Source organism: Pseudomonas sp. SCB32 (assembly GCF_009189165.1).
Classification (GTDB): domain Bacteria; phylum Pseudomonadota; class Gammaproteobacteria; order Pseudomonadales; family Pseudomonadaceae; genus Pseudomonas.
Genome location: NZ_CP045118.1, coordinates 5,219,636 through 5,237,430, shown reverse-complemented (window position 1 = coordinate 5,237,430; position 17,795 = coordinate 5,219,636). Strand labels below are relative to the sequence as shown.

11 protein-coding genes, 2 tRNA genes and 2 rRNA genes are annotated in these 17,795 nt (G+C 59.3%); 13 read left to right on the top strand and 2 right to left on the bottom strand.

The annotated features are described in order from the left end of the window. Nucleotides 1-102: 102 nt before the first annotated feature. Nucleotides 103-1,665: a bifunctional aminoglycoside phosphotransferase/ATP-binding protein gene (locus GA645_RS23940; RefSeq protein ID WP_152226097.1), complete on the bottom strand. Its 1,563-nt coding sequence runs from the start codon at nucleotides 1,663-1,665 to the stop codon at nucleotides 103-105. Nucleotides 1,666-1,871: 206 nt separating this feature from the next. Here GA645_RS23940 and mrcB point away from each other — a divergent pair, with 206 nt between their 5' ends. The 3 genes from mrcB to GA645_RS23925 are packed head-to-tail and all read left to right on the top strand — an operon-like array spanning nucleotide 1,872 to nucleotide 5,402. Further along, nucleotides 1,872-4,196, top strand: a complete 2,325-nt coding sequence (mrcB, locus tag GA645_RS23935) for a penicillin-binding protein 1B (RefSeq protein WP_152226095.1) — start codon at nucleotides 1,872-1,874, stop codon at nucleotides 4,194-4,196. Nucleotides 4,197-4,212: 16 nt separating this feature from the next. Then, a complete protein-coding gene (locus GA645_RS23930) occupies nucleotides 4,213-5,073 on the top strand; it encodes a tetratricopeptide repeat protein (RefSeq protein WP_152226093.1) in 861 nt (286 codons plus the stop codon). Next, on the top strand, nucleotides 5,073-5,402 hold the full coding sequence (locus GA645_RS23925) for a YqcC family protein (RefSeq protein WP_152226091.1): 330 nt from the start codon (nucleotides 5,073-5,075) through the stop codon (nucleotides 5,400-5,402). Before GA645_RS23930 ends, GA645_RS23925 begins: the two co-directional genes overlap by 1 nt. 16 nt (nucleotides 5,403-5,418) lie before the next feature. On the opposite strand, the gene GA645_RS23920 is transcribed toward GA645_RS23925, so the two are convergent. Continuing rightward, complete coding sequence (locus GA645_RS23920) at nucleotides 5,419-5,862, bottom strand: DUF4124 domain-containing protein (RefSeq protein WP_152226089.1); 444 nt, start codon at nucleotides 5,860-5,862, stop codon at nucleotides 5,419-5,421. 403 nt (nucleotides 5,863-6,265) lie between these two features. Between GA645_RS23920 and GA645_RS23915 the strand changes: the two genes are divergently transcribed. From GA645_RS23915 to GA645_RS23870, 10 genes are all read left to right on the top strand, one after another. Continuing rightward, entirely contained in the window at nucleotides 6,266-7,996 is a 1,731-nt protein-coding gene (locus tag GA645_RS23915) for an acetolactate synthase 3 large subunit (RefSeq protein ID WP_152226087.1), read from the top strand. Between the two features lie 2 nt (nucleotides 7,997-7,998). Then, a complete protein-coding gene (gene ilvN, locus GA645_RS23910) occupies nucleotides 7,999-8,490 on the top strand; it encodes an acetolactate synthase small subunit (protein ID WP_017516326.1) in 492 nt (163 codons plus the stop codon). 44 nt (nucleotides 8,491-8,534) lie between these two features. Next, entirely contained in the window at nucleotides 8,535-9,551 is a 1,017-nt protein-coding gene (gene ilvC, locus GA645_RS23905) for a ketol-acid reductoisomerase (protein WP_152226085.1), read from the top strand. A 149-nt stretch (nucleotides 9,552-9,700) separates the two neighbouring features. Next, nucleotides 9,701-10,525 (top strand): CDP-diacylglycerol--serine O-phosphatidyltransferase, encoded by an 825-nt coding sequence (gene pssA, locus GA645_RS23900; protein WP_152226082.1) that lies wholly within the window; start codon nucleotides 9,701-9,703, stop codon nucleotides 10,523-10,525. 57 nt (nucleotides 10,526-10,582) lie between these two features. Further along, complete coding sequence (msrP, locus tag GA645_RS23895) at nucleotides 10,583-11,593, top strand: protein-methionine-sulfoxide reductase catalytic subunit MsrP (RefSeq protein ID WP_152226080.1); 1,011 nt, start codon at nucleotides 10,583-10,585, stop codon at nucleotides 11,591-11,593. Then, nucleotides 11,593-12,201: a protein-methionine-sulfoxide reductase heme-binding subunit MsrQ gene (gene msrQ, locus GA645_RS23890; protein ID WP_152226078.1), complete on the top strand. Its 609-nt coding sequence runs from the start codon at nucleotides 11,593-11,595 to the stop codon at nucleotides 12,199-12,201. Before msrP ends, msrQ begins: the two co-directional genes overlap by 1 nt. A gap of 544 nt (nucleotides 12,202-12,745) precedes the next feature. Continuing rightward, nucleotides 12,746-14,282, top strand: a 16S ribosomal RNA gene (locus GA645_RS23885). A 150-nt stretch (nucleotides 14,283-14,432) separates the two neighbouring features. Continuing rightward, nucleotides 14,433-14,509, top strand: a tRNA-Ile gene (locus GA645_RS23880). Between the two features lie 29 nt (nucleotides 14,510-14,538). Then, a tRNA-Ala gene (locus tag GA645_RS23875) sits at nucleotides 14,539-14,614 on the top strand. Between the two features lie 232 nt (nucleotides 14,615-14,846). Further along, nucleotides 14,847-17,738 (top strand): 23S ribosomal RNA (locus GA645_RS23870). The 16S and 23S rRNA genes sit together here with 2 tRNA genes alongside, the layout of an rRNA operon. The last annotated feature ends 57 nt before the right edge of the window (nucleotides 17,739-17,795 follow it).

Here is a 17,795-nt window from a genome sequence, read left to right as displayed (position 1 = left end):
GGCTTTCTGATATCGCTCTGTATGCGCGGCGGGACCTTGGAGGGCGTGGGCGCGCGGGCCGGAGTCGCCTTCCTGGCAACTCCGGCCTGCAGCAGGGTGGGGTCAGAGCCCCGGAAGGCGCTGGCGAATGCTGGCGACCAGGGCGTCCAGGCTGGCGGCGTCCGGCGTATCGACGCGCTTGCTGTGTTGCTGTTCTTCGTCGCTGAGCGACTCGCGGGCGGCTTGCTGGGCCTGGACGATTTCCAGGGTGGCGTCCGACGGGTCGTTGCCTTCGCTCTGGCGCTGGGCGAGCCAGCCGGCGATGACGCTTTCCGGCGCATGGCAGTCGAGGATGAGGAAGGGCACGCCGGTTTCCTCGGCCATTTTCCAGGCGGCCGCGCGCTGATCGCGCTTGAGGAAGGTGGCGTCCAGCACGACCGGGTAGCCGGCGCGCAGGATGTCTGATGCCAGGGCGTTGAGGCGCTGGTAGGTTGCTAGCGTGGCGTCGGCGTCATAGATGCCTTGCTGGTGCTGGCCACGTTGCTCCGCGTTCTGCTCGCCGAACTGGCGCTTGCGCTCGACGTCGGAGCGCAGGCGGATGGCGCCCAGGGCTTCCACCAGGCGCAGTGCCACCTGGCTCTTGCCGACGGCGGATACACCGACGGTCACGGCGAGGAAGCGCGATGGGATGGCACTGTAGCTTTCCGCCAGGTTGGCGTAGTTGCGGTACTGGCGCAGGGTCGCGGCCTTCTGCACGGCATCGGTCTGGTGCGCCAGGCTGAACAGGGCGATCTTGGCGCGCACCAGGGCACGGTAGGCCTTGTAGAAGTTCAGCAGTTCCAGCGACTGGTAGTCGCCGGTGTACTCCAGGTACTGGCTGACGAAGCGCCGGGACAGGCACTTCAGGCCGCGGTCTTCCAGGTCCATGGCGAGGAACGCGTAGTCGGCGGTGACGTCGGTGAAGCGGAACGGCTCGTTGAACTCGATGCAGTCGAACAGCACCACCTTGTCGTCGATGATGGCGGCGTTGCCCAGGTGGATGTCGCCGTGGCACTCGCGGATGAAGCCATTGGCCTTGCGCGACTCGAAGACACCGTGCAGGCGCTCGAAGCTGGACTCGGCCCAGGCTTCCAGGGCGTCGAGTTGCAGCAGGTCGGACTTATCCGACAGCATCGGGCGGATCTGCTCGAAGTTCTGCCGGACCGGCGCCATGCAGGCGTCCGGGGTGCCCAGCGGGTGATCGACCGGGACCTGCGGCGTGCGCTGGTGGAACTCGGCAATCTGGCGGGCCAGGCCGTCGATGTGCGGGGCGCCGAGTTCGCCCCGGGCCTGCACTTCACTGAGCAGTTGGGTCTGCGGGAACTCGCGGCAGCGGATCACGTACTCGATGGCCGGGCCTTCGCCACCCAGGCGCGGGGCGCTTTTGCTGCCGGTGATCGGCAGGACATCGAGGTACAGGCCCTCGGTGAGACGCTGGTTGAGGCGCAGCTCTTCCTCGCAGAAATGCTTGCGCGCGGCCAGGTCGGTGAAGTCGAGGAAGCCGAAGTTGACGGGCTTCTTGATCTTGTAGACGTAGGAGCCGGTGAGCAGGACCCAGGAAATGTGGGTTTCGATGACCCGGAAGCTTTCGACCGGATGAGGGTAGAGCGCCGGGTTCTGCAGCGCAGCGATCAGAGTCTGGCTCACGTTATGTCCTTGTCTGTCTATTTTCGAGAGGTGGGCATTATCGCCGCTGGGTCCTGTGGTGCAAACACCGCTTGGCAACCAATCCGTCTTGCCGAGGTCGAAGCACGGCAGCCCGGCGCATCCTCGCGCCAGTACCTGGCAAGAACCCGGATGCCGTCTGGCACGGTGTCTGTCCCCTGTGGATAAAGTACGTATAATGCGCCGCCATGACGCGTCCCCGATCTTCCAAATCCCGTAAAAAAAGCGGCAAATCGTCGCCTGCCATGCGCAAGTGGCTGGGCTGGGCTCTCAAGCTCGGTCTGGTCGGCATCGTGGTGTTGGCCGGTTTTGCCGTGTATCTCGATGCGGTTGTCCAGGAGAAGTTCTCCGGCAAGCGCTGGACCATTCCCGCCAAGGTGTATGCCCGACCGCTGGAACTGTTCGTCGGCCTGAAGCTGGGCAAGGACGACTTCCTGCGTGAGCTGGATGCACTGGGCTATCGCCGCGAAAACGCGGTGAGCGGTCCGGGTGTTGCTGCCGTTTCCAGCAACTCCGTCGATCTCAATACCCGTGGCTTCCAGTTCTATGAAGGCGCCGAGCCCGCGCAGCGGATTCGCGTGCGCTTCGCCGGCAACTCCGTTGCCGGGCTGAGCGCTGCCAATGGCTCCGATCTCGCCGTGGCGCGCATGGAACCGTTGCTGATCGGCGGCCTGTACCCGGCGCACAACGAAGACCGCATCCTGATCAAGCTGGACCAGGTGCCGCCGCACTTGATCGACACCCTGGTGGCGGTGGAAGACCGCGACTTCTGGGACCACCACGGGGTTTCCATCAAGTCGATCGCCCGCGCTGTCTGGGTCAACGCCAGTGCCGGGCAGTTGCGTCAGGGCGGCAGCACCCTGACCCAGCAGTTGGTGAAGAACTTCTTCCTGACCAATGAGCGCAGCCTGTCGCGCAAGCTCACCGAGGCCATGATGGCGGTGCTGCTGGAGCTGCATTACGACAAGCGCGAAATCCTCGAGAGCTACCTGAACGAGGTGTTCCTCGGCCAGGATGGCCAGCGCTCGGTGAACGGCTTCGGCCTCGCCAGCCAGTACTTCTTCAGCCAGCCGCTGTCGGAGCTGAAGCTGCCGCAGGTCGCGCTGCTGGTCGGCATGGTGAAAGGACCGTCCTATTACAACCCGCGCCGCAACCCGGAACGTGCGCTGGAGCGCCGCAACGTGGTGCTCGACGTGCTTGCTGAGCAGGGGGTGATTACTCCCGCCGAAGCCGCCACCGCCAAGGAGGCGCCGCTGGGGGTGACCCAGCAGGGCAGCATGTCCAATGGCTCCTACCCGGCCTTCCTCGACCTGGTGAAACGTCAGCTGCGCGAAGACTACCGGGATGAAGACCTGACCGAAGAAGGCCTGCGCATCTTCACCAGCTTCGATCCCATCCTGCAGATGAAGGCCGAGTCCGCCGTCAGCGAGACCTTCAAGCGCCTCGATGGCCGCAAGGGTGTTGCCGAAACCGAGACCGCGATGGTCGTGACCAATCCGGAGACCGGCGAGATCCAGGCGCTGATCGGTAGCCGCGATCCGCGCTTCGCCGGTTTCAACCGCGCCATCGACGCGAAGCGGCCGATCGGTTCGCTGGTCAAGCCGGCGGTCTACCTGACTGCCCTGGAACGGCCGAGCCAGTACACCCTGACCAGCTACATCCAGGACGAGCCGTTCCAGGTGAAGGGCAAGGACGGACAGATCTGGAAGCCGCAGAACTATGATCACCAGTCGCGCGGCACCATCTTCCTTTACCAGGGGCTGGCGAATTCGCTGAACCTGTCCACTGCCAAGCTCGGCCTGGACCTGGGCGTGCCGAACGTGCTGAAGACCCTGGAGCGCCTGGGTGTCTCGACGGACTGGCCGGCCTATCCGTCGATGCTGCTGGGTGCTGGTGCGTTGAGCCCGATGCAGGTGGCGACCATGTACCAGACCATTGCCAGTGGCGGCTTCAACACCCCGCTGCGGAGTATTCGAAGTGTGCTGGCATCCGATGGCCAGCCGCTCAAGCGCTATCCATTCCAGGTCCAGCAGCGCTTCGATCCGGGTGCCATCTATCTGGTGCAGAACGCCATGCAGCGCGTGATGCGCGAAGGTACCGCGCGCTCGGTCTACAACCAGCTGCCGGCGTCACTGACTCTGGCGGGCAAGACCGGCACCACCAACGATTCCCGCGACAGCTGGTTCTCCGGTTTCGGCCAGGACCTGTTGGCGGTGGTCTGGATCGGTCGCGACGACAACGGCAAGACACCGCTGACCGGCGCGACCGGTGCGCTGCAGATCTGGACCAGCTTCATGCGCAAGGCCGATCCGCTGCCCCTGGATATGCCAATGCCGGATAATGTGGTGCAGTCCTGGGTGGATCCGCACACTGGGCAGGGTACTGATGCGAACTGCCCCGGCGCGGTGCAGATGCCTTATATTCGAGGTAGCGAACCGGCCACTGGCGCCGGTTGCGGAGTCCAGGCGCCGGCCAACGAAGTCATGGACTGGGTGCGTGGCTGGCTGAACTGATGCGAGAGGTTTGGAAGTGAGAAAAGCTTGGTTTGCGGCGTCGGCGACTCTGGCGCTTCTGTCCGGTTGTGCAACCCCGCAGCACGGTGCGATCCCGGTGCAGGACTCCGGCACCGCGGTCTCCAGCTCGGAGCGGGTGGGCCACAGCGGTGGCAACTATAAGGCGCCGGTTTCCGCCAGTGCCGGCCAGAGCATTCCCCAGGGGGACTCCGGTGTCACCGTGATGGTCCCGAAGGATGCGGGGTCCGCGCCGATCCAGACCTTCCCGGCGCAGACCGGTGCGGCTCCGATCAGCACCTCGCCAATGACCACCGCGCCGGGCAATGCCGGCTCGACCTATTCGCAGCAACCGATCTCCACCAGTGGCGGCATTACTTCCAGCGGTGGTTTCCAGTCGCAGACCTACCAGCAGCCGGCCTACCAGACCCAGCCTGTGGCACCGTCCACCCAAGTCAGCACTTACAGCCAGGGCACTCCCTACAATCAGGGCACTCCTTACAAGACGCCGTCGGGCATTCCCTCGAGCAACACGGCGCTGTCGGCTGACGAGCAGCTCGATGGTCCGGTGCTGGCGCTGCTGACCACCGCCTCGCAGCAGCAGGGTGGTGGCGATCTGAACGGCGCTGCCGCCAGTCTGGAACGTGCCCAGCGCATCGCCCCGCGCGAGCCGCAGGTGCTCTACAAGCTGGCTCAGGTTCGCCAGGCCCAGGGCGACGCCGCGCAGGCCGAGCAGGTGGCACGCCGTGGCCTGACGCTGGCAGGCGGTCGCCCGACCCTGCAGGCCAGCCTGTGGGACCTGATTGCAAAGTGCCGTGAGCAGCAAGGTGACGCCGCTGGCGCCGCCGAAGCCCGGCAGAAAGCCAAGGTGACCCTGTGATGGACGATCGACTGCCGGCAATAGCGGATCAGCTGCTGCTGATCGAACGAGAGATGCGGACCATCGGCATGTGGGGGAGCGAAAGTCCTTCCCCCGAGAAGCTCTCCAGTCACGAGCCGTTCTGCGTGGATACACTGTCGCTGGAGGAGTGGCTGCAGTGGATCTTCCTGCCGCGTATGAAGATGATCATCGAGAGCGGGGCCGATCTGCCCGCGGCATCGGGTATTCGCGAGATCGCCGAGGAGGCCTACGCCACTGAAGGCGCGCGCGTACAGAAGCTGCTGGAGGCGCTCGGTGCGTTCGACCGGCTGATTAGCGCGGGGCGCTGACCGCTCCCGCGCAGCCTCAGTTGCAGTTTGCCTGGATGGTCTTTTCGTTGTCGCCGATGCGCGCCTGCCGCTCTTCTTCGGTGATGCGGCGGTAATCGCCGTTTTCTTCCTTCACGCGAACGCGTGGATTGTTCTTCAGCTGGGCCAGGTTCTCCCGGGCCTGACTGCAATTCTGCGCGCGCCTGGCATCTTCCTGGGCGACGTCCTGCTTCACCTTGTCGTCTGCGGCTTTCTGTTTGTCATCCGTGCTGGGGGCTGTGACCGGCTTGGGGGTTGGCAGCGGGAAGTTCGACTTGGGCGGCGCGGTATTGGTGTTGACCGCCGAGGCGCTGGTGCCTTCCGGCGGCTGCGCACCAAAGTGCGTGACACCCTGTGCATCCACCCATTTGTAGACCTGCGCGGCCATCACGGTCGGGGCCAGAGCGAGCAGCAGGCTGCCCAGGAAAATCGTCCGTCGCATGAGTTGTCGATCCTTGGGGTGCGGAGTCTGTCGATAACTATAACCAAATCGCCAGCTTATTCATCCGGAGAAGTTCACATCCCTGCTTCATCCAAAAGCTATATATGGCTTGACTTGCCCCTCCTGAATCAGAAGAATCCAAGGTTCGCTGCAGTGGGCCGGCCGCAAGCTGGTTTTACTCGGCAGACAAGAGGTGCTACCCGCGCCGCAAAGTTTCACCCTGTTTCGCGTTACCTCGCGCTGGGTGGAGGCTCTCCGTAACACAAACAGGAGTGCCTCCAGGTTCTGCTCAATCGGCAGTCGACGTAGCCGGCGATTACATTCGCCCATGTCTGCCGGGCAGCCATCCAAGTCGGTCCCCCACGTCGGGGGTTTCCGTATATAGCGTTCTAGAGGTGACAACGTGGAGCTTTTATCCGGCGCTGAAATGGTCGTCCGCTCGCTGCGTGACGAAGGCGTTAAGTACATCTACGGGTACCCGGGCGGTGCCCTCCTGCATATCTACGACGCTCTCTTCAAAGAGAACGAAGTAACCCACATCCTGGTTCGCCACGAGCAGGCCGCCACTCACATGGCTGACGGCTATGCGCGTGCCACCGGCAAGCCCGGCGTCGTTCTGGTGACCTCCGGTCCCGGCGCGACCAACGCTGTTACCGGCATCGCCACCGCCTACATGGACTCCATCCCGATGGTGGTGATCTCCGGCCAGGTGTCGAGCAACATGGTCGGTACCGACGCGTTCCAGGAAACCGACATGGTCGGTATCTCCCGCCCGATCGTGAAGCACAGCTTCATCATCAAGCACCCGTCGGAAATCCCAGAGGTCATCAAGAAGGCCTTCTACATCGCCCAGTCCGGCCGTCCCGGTCCGGTGGTGATCGATATTCCGAAGGACATGGGCGACCCGACCCAGAAGTTCGAATACAACTATCCGAAGAAAGTGAAGCTGCGCTCCTACAGCCCTGCGGTTCGTGGCCACTCCGGCCAGATCCGCAAGGCCGCCGAGATGCTGCTGGCGGCCAAGCGCCCGATCATCTACGCCGGCGGCGGCGTGATCATGGGCAATGCTGCTGAGCCGCTGACCGAAGTGGCGCGCATGCTCAACGTGCCGGTGACCAACACCCTGATGGGCCTGGGCGGCTATCCTGGCACCGACCGCCAGTTCGTCGGCATGCTCGGGATGCACGGCAGCTACACCGCGAACCTCGCGATGCACCACGCTGACGTGATCTTCGCCGTCGGCGCGCGCTTCGACGACCGCGTGATCAACGGCGAAACCGCCGCCAAGTTCTGCCCGAACGCCAAGGTCATCCACGTCGACATCGACCCGGCCTCGATCTCCAAGACCGTCAAGGCCGACATCCCGATCGTCGGTCCGGTGGACAGCGTTCTGACCGAGATGGTCGCGATCCTCAAGGAAATCGGCGAGACCCCGAACAAGGAAGCCCAGGCTGCCTGGTGGAAGCAGATCGAAGAGTGGCGCGGCACCCGCGGCCTGTTCCCGTACAACATGGGCGACGGCAGCATCATCAAGCCGCAGACCGTGATCGAGACCCTCTGCGACGTTACCCATGGCGATGCCTATGTGGCTTCCGACGTGGGCCAGCACCAGATGTTTGCGGCGCAGTACTACCGCTTCAACAAGCCCAATCGCTGGATCAACTCCGGTGGCCTGGGCACCATGGGCTTCGGCTTCCCTGCCGCCATGGGCGTGAAGCTGAACTTCCCCGACGCCGACGTCGCCTGCGTGACCGGTGAAGGCAGCATCCAGATGAACATCCAGGAGCTGTCCACCTGCCTGCAGTACGACCTGCCGGTGAAAATCATCAACCTGAACAACGGTGCGCTGGGCATGGTCCGCCAATGGCAGGACATGCAGTACAACAGCCGCTACTCGCACTCCTACATGGAATCGCTGCCGGACTTCGTCAAGCTGGCTGAAGCCTATGGCCACGTTGGCATGCGCATCACCGACCTGAAGGACCTGAAGCCGAAGATGGAAGAAGCCTTTGCGATGAAGAATCGCCTGGTCTTCCTCGACATCCAGGTTGATACCAGCGAGCACGTCTACCCGATGCAGATCCGCGGCGGTGCGATGCGCGACATGTGGCTGAGCAAGACGGAGCGTACCTGATCATGCGACACATCATTTCCCTGCTGCTGGAAAACGAACCCGGTGCGCTCTCCCGCGTCGTTGGCCTGTTCTCCCAGCGCAACTACAACATCGAAAGCCTGACTGTCGCCCCCACCGAGGACCCGACGCTGTCGCGCCTGACCCTGACCACCGCTGGTCAGGATGAGGTCATCGAGCAGATCACCAAGAACCTCAACAAGCTCATTGAGGTGGTAAAACTGGTGAACCTCTCGGAAAGCGCACACATCGAGCGCGAGCTGATGTTGGTGAAAGTGAAGGCCACCGGCGCCCAGCGCGCCGAGGTCAAGCGCACCACCGACATCTTCCGCGGGCAGATCGTCGACGTCACCAGCAGCGTCTACACCGTGCAGCTGGCCGGTACCAGCGACAAGCTGGATAGCTTCATCCAGGCCATCGGCACCGCGTCGATCCTCGAAGTCGTCCGCAGTGGCGTCACCGGCATTGCCCGTGGCGACAAGACTCTCAGCATCTGATTTGAAATACGGCCCACGAGGCCAACTGACAGGGGATTACCCAAATGCACGTTTTCTACGATAAAGACTGTGACCTCTCCATCATCCAGGGCAAGAAAGTTGCCATCATCGGTTACGGTTCCCAGGGCCACGCCCACGCCTGCAACCTGAAAGACTCCGGCGTCGACGTCACCGTCGGCCTGCGTGCGGGTTCTTCCTCCGTTGCCAAGGCTCAGAACCACGGCCTGAAAGTCGCCGAAGTGGCTGAAGCCGTTGCTGCTGCCGATCTGGTCATGATCCTGACCCCGGACGAGTTCCAGGGCCGCCTGTACAAGGACGAGATCGAGCCGAACCTGAAGAAGGGCGCTACCCTGGCCTTCGCTCACGGCTTCTCCATCCACTACAACCAGGTCGTTCCGCGTGCCGACCTCGACGTGATCATGATTGCGCCGAAGGCCCCGGGCCACACCGTACGCTCCGAGTTCGTCAAGGGCGGCGGCATCCCTGACCTGATCGCCATCTACCAGGACGCTTCCGGCAATGCCAAGAACGTCGCCCTGTCCTACGCCTGTGGCGTTGGCGGCGGCCGTACCGGCATCATCGAAACCACCTTCAAGGACGAGACCGAAACCGACCTGTTCGGCGAGCAGGCTGTTCTGTGCGGCGGTTGCGTAGAGCTGGTGAAAGCTGGTTTCGAAACCCTGGTCGAAGCCGGCTATGCTCCGGAAATGGCCTACTTCGAGTGCCTGCACGAACTGAAGCTGATCGTTGACCTCATGTTCGAAGGCGGCATCGCCAACATGAACTACTCGATCTCGAACAACGCCGAGTACGGCGAGTACGTGACCGGTCCGGAAGTGATCAACGCTGAATCCCGTGCTGCCATGCGCAACGCTCTGAAGCGCATCCAGAACGGCGAATACGCCAAGATGTTCATCTCCGAAGGCGCCACCAACTACCCGTCGATGACCGCCTACCGCCGCAACAACGCTGCCCACGGCATCGAAGTTGTCGGTGAGAAGCTGCGCGCCATGATGCCGTGGATCGCTGCTAACAAGATCGTCGACAAGTCCAAGAACTAAGGTCTTTTCGACAAAGGAAGAAACGCGGCGCTTGCCGCGTTTTTTCGTTCTGGGGCGGTGATCTGGTATAAAGCGGGGGCGCCGGCCGTGTCACCGCAGTAGCGTGCCCCGGCGAATCTCAGCCTCAACGAGTTCTCAAGGAATCGTCCATGAGTGAAGGTCACGAGGAGCCGAACAAGGCTTCCGACACCGAAGAAAGTCTGCTGCCCATCGATGAGCACGTCGAAGAGGGGCATGACGCCGAAGGCCGCAAGGTCCGTCATCGCGGCATCTACCTGCTGCCCAACCTGTTCACCACCGCGGCGCTGTTCACCGGCCTGTACGCCATCATCAATGCCATGAGTGGCGATTTCTCCAATGCCGCCATCGCCATCTTCGTCGCCATGGTGCTCGACGGCCTCGACGGCCGCGTCGCGCGCCTGACCAACACCCAGAGTGCCTTCGGCGCCGAGTACGACTCGCTGTCCGACATGGTTGCCTTCGGCGTTGCGCCGGCACTGGTGGCCTTCGAGTGGGCGCTGAGCAGCCTGGGCAAGGTAGGCTGGATGGTCGCCTTCATCTATGTGGCGGGTGCCGCGCTGCGTCTGGCGCGCTTCAACACCCAGGTGGGCAAGGCCGATAAGCGCTACTTCATCGGTCTGGCCAGCCCAGCTGCTGCGGCTCTGGTCGCTGGCACCGTGTGGGCGTTCGCCGACTTCGACGTCCAGGGCGCCAAGGTCTCCCTGCTGGTTGCCCTGATGGTTGCCCTTGCTGGCATGCTGATGGTCAGCAACATCAAGTACTACAGCTTCAAGGACCTCGACCTGCGCGGCCGCGTGCCGTTCATGGCAATCCTTGTGGTGGTGCTGGCGTTCGCCGTGGTCTTCACTGACCCGCCGCGCATCCTGCTGCTGCTGTTCCTTGCATACGCCGCCTCCGGCCCGGTGCAATACTTGTTGCAGTTGCGCCGTCGCAAGCAGCCGCCTGCTGTGTAATTTCCAGCGGGCTCCGCAGTCTACTGGCGCATACAGCCAGTCGTTGCGGAGCCCGTCATGCTGATCAAGTCCCCCCGCCTTTCCGATTGCCACGAATCGGAAGTCACGCCCGAATCCCTCTATTTCTCCCGCCGCCAGTTCATGTCTGGTGCGATAGCGGCTGCCGCGCTGTCCGGATTGCCTCGTTTGAGCCTTGCCGAGGGAGGGCGTTACGCTGATGTCGAGTCGGTGCAGTCTCCCGCTTGGCTGGGCGAAAAGCTCGCCGCTACCCGCTGGGATGCTGTCGCGGTGAAGAATGAGGTGATCACGCCTTTCAGGGACGCGACGAACTACAACAACTTCTATGAGTTCGGCCCGGATAAAGGCGATCCCGCCGCCAACGCCGGCGCACTGAAAACCGAACCGTGGTCGGTCGTGATCGATGGCGAGGTCGGCAAGCCCGGCAAGTACGCGTTGGAAGACTTCATCAAGCCTTATCAACTGGAGGAGCGCATCTATAGATTGCGCTGCGTCGAAGCCTGGTCGATGGTCATTCCCTGGATCGGGTTCCCGATCTCCGAGCTGATCAAGCGTGTCGAGCCGACTAGTAACGCCAAGTTCGTGCGTTTCGAGACCCTGGTGGATCGTCAGGATATGCCGGGCGTGCAGTCCAACTTCGCCCTGATCGACTGGCCCTACGTCGAAGGGCTGCGGATGGATGAGGCCATGCACCCGCTGGCCATTCTTGCGGTCGGCATGTACGGCAGGGCGCTGGCCAACCAGAATGGCGCGCCGCTGCGGTTGATCGTGCCGTGGAAGTACGGCTTCAAGGGCGCCAAGTCGATTGTGCGCATCAGCTTCGTCGAAGAGCAGCCGAAGACCACCTGGCAGAGCCTGGCACCTAATGAGTACGGCTTCTTTGCCAACGTCAACCCGACTGTCGATCACCCGCGCTGGAGCCAGGCGCACGAGCGTCGTCTGCCCAGTGGATTATTCAGCCCCAATATACGTCCCACCCTCATGTTCAATGGCTATGCCGATGAAGTGGCATCGCTCTATGCGGGAATGGACCTGAGGAAGGAATACTGATGCGCAATCCATTGTGGCGTGCTGGCGTATTCGTCGCAGCCTTGTTGCCGCCGCTTTATTGGTTGTACCAGGCGTGGATCTTCGCCCTCGGGCCGGATCCGGGGAAGGCGCTTGTCGATCGGCTGGGGCAGGGCGGGCTGATCCTGCTGCTGATTACCCTGTCGATGACGCCGCTGCAGAAACTCACCCGCTGGAATGGCTGGATCCAGGTACGCCGGCAGCTGGGTCTGTGGTGCTTCACCTATATAGTGCTGCACCTGAGCGCCTATGCCATCTTCATCCTCGGGCTGGATTGGGCGCAGTTGGGCGTCGAACTGCGCAAGCGCCCTTACATCTTTGTCGGAGTCACCGCCTTCCTTGGGCTGCTGGCCATGGCGATAACCTCCAACCGCTACAGCATGCGCAGGCTGGGTACCGGATGGAAGAAACTGCATCGCCTGATATATGTCATCCTCGCCCTGGGGTTGTTGCATATGCTGTGGGTCGTCCGTTCCGACCTTGAGCGCTGGGCCATATATGCCGCTATCGGGTGTTTCCTGATGCTCTTGCGGCTACCGCCAGTGGCGCGCCAGTTGCCCTTGCTCCGAAATCGGGTCATAACCAACTGAAGTTTCTTGCAGAAATGTGTTGACGGTCATTTCAAAGTCCCTATAATGCGCCCCTCTCCCAGCGACGAAGCGCTGAAAGAACTTGAAAATCAAGTACTTACAGGGATTCTGAATTGGGGTGGTGGTCAGGCAGGTGGTTCACTTGCCGCTTTTCATTGGTTGCTCCGGCAGCGAGCTGAAAGGAAGATCGCCGAGGTGCTTGACAGTGAGTTTGATCGCTGTAGAATACGCCTCCCGCTGATGAGAGGTTTGACTTCTCGGAAGCCCAAGCGATTGAGTAGAAAAGAAATTTTCGAAAAATAAAGCTTGACGGAAGATGAGGTTAGCGTAGAATGCGCGCCTCGGTTGAGACGAAAGCCTTAACCAACTGCTCTTTAACAAGTCGAATCAAGCAATTCGTGTGGGTGCTTGTGATGTAAGACTGATGATCGACTGATTATCAGCAACGCAAGTAACACTCGTGAATTCGAGAGTTTTAGCTCTTTAAATAGAGCATGCGATTGCTGAGCCAAGTTTAGGGTTTTCTCAAAACCCAAGCAGTATTGAACTGAAGAGTTTGATCATGGCTCAGATTGAACGCTGGCGGCAGGCCTAACACATGCAAGTCGAGCGGATGATGGGAGCTTGCTCCCGGATTCAGCGGCGGACGGGTGAGTAATGCCTAGGAATCTGCCTGGTAGTGGGGGACAACGTTTCGAAAGGAACGCTAATACCGCATACGTCCTACGGGAGAAAGCAGGGGACCTTCGGGCCTTGCGCTATCAGATGAGCCTAGGTCGGATTAGCTAGTTGGTGGGGTAAAGGCCTACCAAGGCGACGATCCGTAACTGGTCTGAGAGGATGATCAGTCACACTGGAACTGAGACACGGTCCAGACTCCTACGGGAGGCAGCAGTGGGGAATATTGGACAATGGGCGAAAGCCTGATCCAGCCATGCCGCGTGTGTGAAGAAGGTCTTCGGATTGTAAAGCACTTTAAGTTGGGAGGAAGGGCAGTAAGTTAATACCTTGCTGTTTTGACGTTACCAACAGAATAAGCACCGGCTAACTTCGTGCCAGCAGCCGCGGTAATACGAAGGGTGCAAGCGTTAATCGGAATTACTGGGCGTAAAGCGCGCGTAGGTGGTTTGGTAAGATGGATGTGAAATCCCCGGGCTCAACCTGGGAACTGCATCCATAACTGCCTGACTAGAGTACGGTAGAGGGTGGTGGAATTTCCTGTGTAGCGGTGAAATGCGTAGATATAGGAAGGAACACCAGTGGCGAAGGCGACCACCTGGACTGATACTGACACTGAGGTGCGAAAGCGTGGGGAGCAAACAGGATTAGATACCCTGGTAGTCCACGCCGTAAACGATGTCGACTAGCCGTTGGGATCCTTGAGATCTTAGTGGCGCAGCTAACGCGATAAGTCGACCGCCTGGGGAGTACGGCCGCAAGGTTAAAACTCAAATGAATTGACGGGGGCCCGCACAAGCGGTGGAGCATGTGGTTTAATTCGAAGCAACGCGAAGAACCTTACCTGGCCTTGACATGTCCGGAATCTTGCAGAGATGCGAGAGTGCCTTCGGGAATCGGAACACAGGTGCTGCATGGCTGTCGTCAGCTCGTGTCGTGAGATGTTGGGTTAAGTCCCGTAACGAGCGCAACCCTTGTCCTTAGTTACCAGCACGTTATGGTGGGCACTCTAAGGAGACTGCCGGTGACAAACCGGAGGAAGGTGGGGATGACGTCAAGTCATCATGGCCCTTACGGCCAGGGCTACACACGTGCTACAATGGTCGGTACAGAGGGTTGCCAAGCCGCGAGGTGGAGCTAATCCCATAAAACCGATCGTAGTCCGGATCGCAGTCTGCAACTCGACTGCGTGAAGTCGGAATCGCTAGTAATCGTGAATCAGAATGTCACGGTGAATACGTTCCCGGGCCTTGTACACACCGCCCGTCACACCATGGGAGTGGGTTGCTCCAGAAGTAGCTAGTCTAACCGCAAGGGGGACGGTTACCACGGAGTGATTCATGACTGGGGTGAAGTCGTAACAAGGTAGCCGTAGGGGAACCTGCGGCTGGATCACCTCCTTAATCGAAGATCGCAGCTTCTTCATAAGCTCCCACACGAATTGCTTGATTCACTGGTTAGACGATAGGTTTGCTGCTCGGTTGGTTTGAGCGCGCCCCCGGCTCTGAGGTAGAGAGCGGGTGAGGTCGACGGCCTGCTAAGCCCGAACGATTGGGTCTGTAGCTCAGTTGGTTAGAGCGCACCCCTGATAAGGGTGAGGTCGGCAGTTCGAATCTGCCCAGACCCACCAATTGTTGTGGTGTGCTGCTGATCCGATACGGGGCCATAGCTCAGCTGGGAGAGCGCCTGCTTTGCACGCAGGAGGTCAGGAGTTCGATCCTCCTTGGCTCCACCATTAAAAATCGTCGAAAGCTCAGACATGAATGTTCAGGATGAACGAACATTGATGTCTGGTCTTTGTGCCAGAACTGTTCTTTAAAAATTTGGGTATGTGATAGAAGTAGACTGAATAATCTCTTTCACTGGTGATTATTCAAGTCAAGGTAAAATTTGCGAGTTCAAGCGCGAATTTTCGGCGAATGTCGTCTTCACGTTCGAGACAATAACCAGATTGCTTGGGGTTATATGGTCAAGTGAAGAAGCGCATACGGTGGATGCCTTGGCAGTCAGAGGCGATGAAAGACGTGGTAGCCTGCGATAAGCTTCGGGGAGTCGGCAAACAGACTTTGATCCGGAGATCTCTGAATGGGGAAACCCACCCGAGATAACTCGGGTATCTTGTACTGAATACATAGGTGCAAGAGGCGAACCAGGGGAACTGAAACATCTAAGTACCCTGAGGAAAAGAAATCAACCGAGATTCCCTTAGTAGTGGCGAGCGAACGGGGACTAGCCCTTAAGCTTCTTTGAATCTAACAGAACGCTCTGGAAAGTGCGGCCATAGTGGGTGATAGCCCCGTATGTGAAAGGTTCTTTGAAGTGAAATCGAGTAGGACGGAGCACGAGAAACTTTGTCTGAATATGGGGGGACCATCCTCCAAGGCTAAATACTACTGACTGACCGATAGTGAACCAGTACCGTGAGGGAAAGGCGAAAAGAACCCCGGAGAGGGGAGTGAAATAGAACCTGAAACCGTATGCGTACAAGCAGTGGGAGCCTACTTTGTTAGGTGACTGCGTACCTTTTGTATAATGGGTCAGCGACTTATATTCAGTGGCGAGCTTAACCGTATAGGGAAGGCGTAGCGAAAGCGAGTCTTAATAGGGCGTTTTAGTCGCTGGGTATAGACCCGAAACCGGGCGATCTATCCATGAGCAGGTTGAAGGTTAGGTAACACTGACTGGAGGACCGAACCCACTCCCGTTGAAAAGGTAGGGGATGACTTGTGGATCGGAGTGAAAGGCTAATCAAGCTCGGAGATAGCTGGTTCTCCTCGAAAGCTATTTAGGTAGCGCCTCACGTATCACTCCAGGGGGTAGAGCACTGTTTCGGCTAGGGGGTCATCCCGACTTACCAAACCGATGCAAACTCCGAATACCTGGAAGTGTCAGCGTGGGAGACACACGGCGGGTGCTAACGTCCGTCGTGAAAAGGGAAACAACCCAGACCGTCAGCTAAGGTCCCAAAGTTATGGTTAAGTGGTAAACGATGTGGGAAGGCTTAGACAGCTAGGAGGTTGGCTTAGAAGCAGCCACCCTTTAAAGAAAGCGTAATAGCTCACTAGTCGAGTCGGCCTGCGCGGAAGATGTAACGGGGCTCAAACCATACACCGAAGCTACGGGTGCATTGCAAGATGCGCGGTAGAGGAGCGTTCTGTAAGCCTGTGAAGGTGAGTTGAGAAGCTTGCTGGAGGTATCAGAAGTGCGAATGCTGACATGAGTAACGACAATGGGAGTGAAAAACTCCCACGCCGAAAGACCAAGGGTTCCTGCGCAACGTTAATCGACGCAGGGTTAGTCGGTCCCTAAGGCGAGGCTGAAGAGCGTAGTCGATGGGAAACAGGTTAATATTCCTGTACTTCTAGTTACTGCGATGGAGGGACGGAGAAGGCTAGGCCAGCTTGGCGTTGGTTGTCCAAGTTTAAGGTGGTAGGCCGAACACTTAGGCAAATCCGGGTGTTCAAGGCCGAGAGCTGATGACGAGTCGTCTTTTAGACGATGAAGTGGTTGATGCCATGCTTCCAGGAAAAGCTTCTAAGCTTCAGGTAACTAGGAACCGTACCCCAAACCGACACAGGTGGTTGGGTAGAGAATACCAAGGCGCTTGAGAGAACTCGGGTGAAGGAACTAGGCAAAATGGCACCGTAACTTCGGGAGAAGGTGCGCCGATGAGGGTGAAGCATTTACTGCGTAAGCCCATGTCGGTCGAAGATACCAGGCCGCTGCGACTGTTTATTAAAAACACAGCACTCTGCAAACACGAAAGTGGACGTATAGGGTGTGACGCCTGCCCGGTGCCGGAAGGTTAATTGATGGGGTTAGCGAAAGCGAAGCTCTTGATCGAAGCCCCGGTAAACGGCGGCCGTAACTATAACGGTCCTAAGGTAGCGAAATTCCTTGTCGGGTAAGTTCCGACCTGCACGAATGGCGTAACGATGGCGGCGCTGTCTCCACCCGAGACTCAGTGAAATTGAAATCGCTGTGAAGATGCAGTGTATCCGCGGCTAGACGGAAAGACCCCGTGAACCTTTACTGTAGCTTTGCACTGGACTTTGAGCCTGCTTGTGTAGGATAGGTGGGAGGCTTTGAAGCGTGGACGCCAGTCTGCGTGGAGCCAACCTTGAAATACCACCCTGGCATGCTTGAGGTTCTAACTCTGGTCCGTTATCCGGATCGAGGACAGTGTATGGTGGGCAGTTTGACTGGGGCGGTCTCCTCCTAAAGAGTAACGGAGGAGTACGAAGGTGCGCTCAGACCGGTCGGAAATCGGTCGTAGAGTATAAAGGCAAAAGCGCGCTTGACTGCGAGACAGACACGTCGAGCAGGTACGAAAGTAGGTCTTAGTGATCCGGTGGTTCTGTATGGAAGGGCCATCGCTCAACGGATAAAAGGTACTCCGGGGATAACAGGCTGATACCGCCCAAGAGTTCATATCGACGGCGGTGTTTGGCACCTCGATGTCGGCTCATCACATCCTGGGGCTGAAGCCGGTCCCAAGGGTATGGCTGTTCGCCATTTAAAGTGGTACGCGAGCTGGGTTTAGAACGTCGTGAGACAGTTCGGTCCCTATCTGCCGTGGACGTTTGAGATTTGAGAGGGGCTGCTCCTAGTACGAGAGGACCGGAGTGGACGAACCTCTGGTGTTCCGGTTGTCACGCCAGTGGCATTGCCGGGTAGCTATGTTCGGAATAGATAACCGCTGAAAGCATCTAAGCGGGAAACTAGCCTCAAGATGAGATCTCACTGGGAACTTGATTCCCCTAAAGGGCCGTCGAAGACTACGACGTTGATAGGTCGGGTGTGTAAGCGCTGTGAGGCGTTGAGCTAACCGATACTAATTGCCCGTGAGGCTTGACCATATAACACCCAAACAATTTGCGTGTTGTACGGTGAAGACGTAACGAACCGAAAGTTCG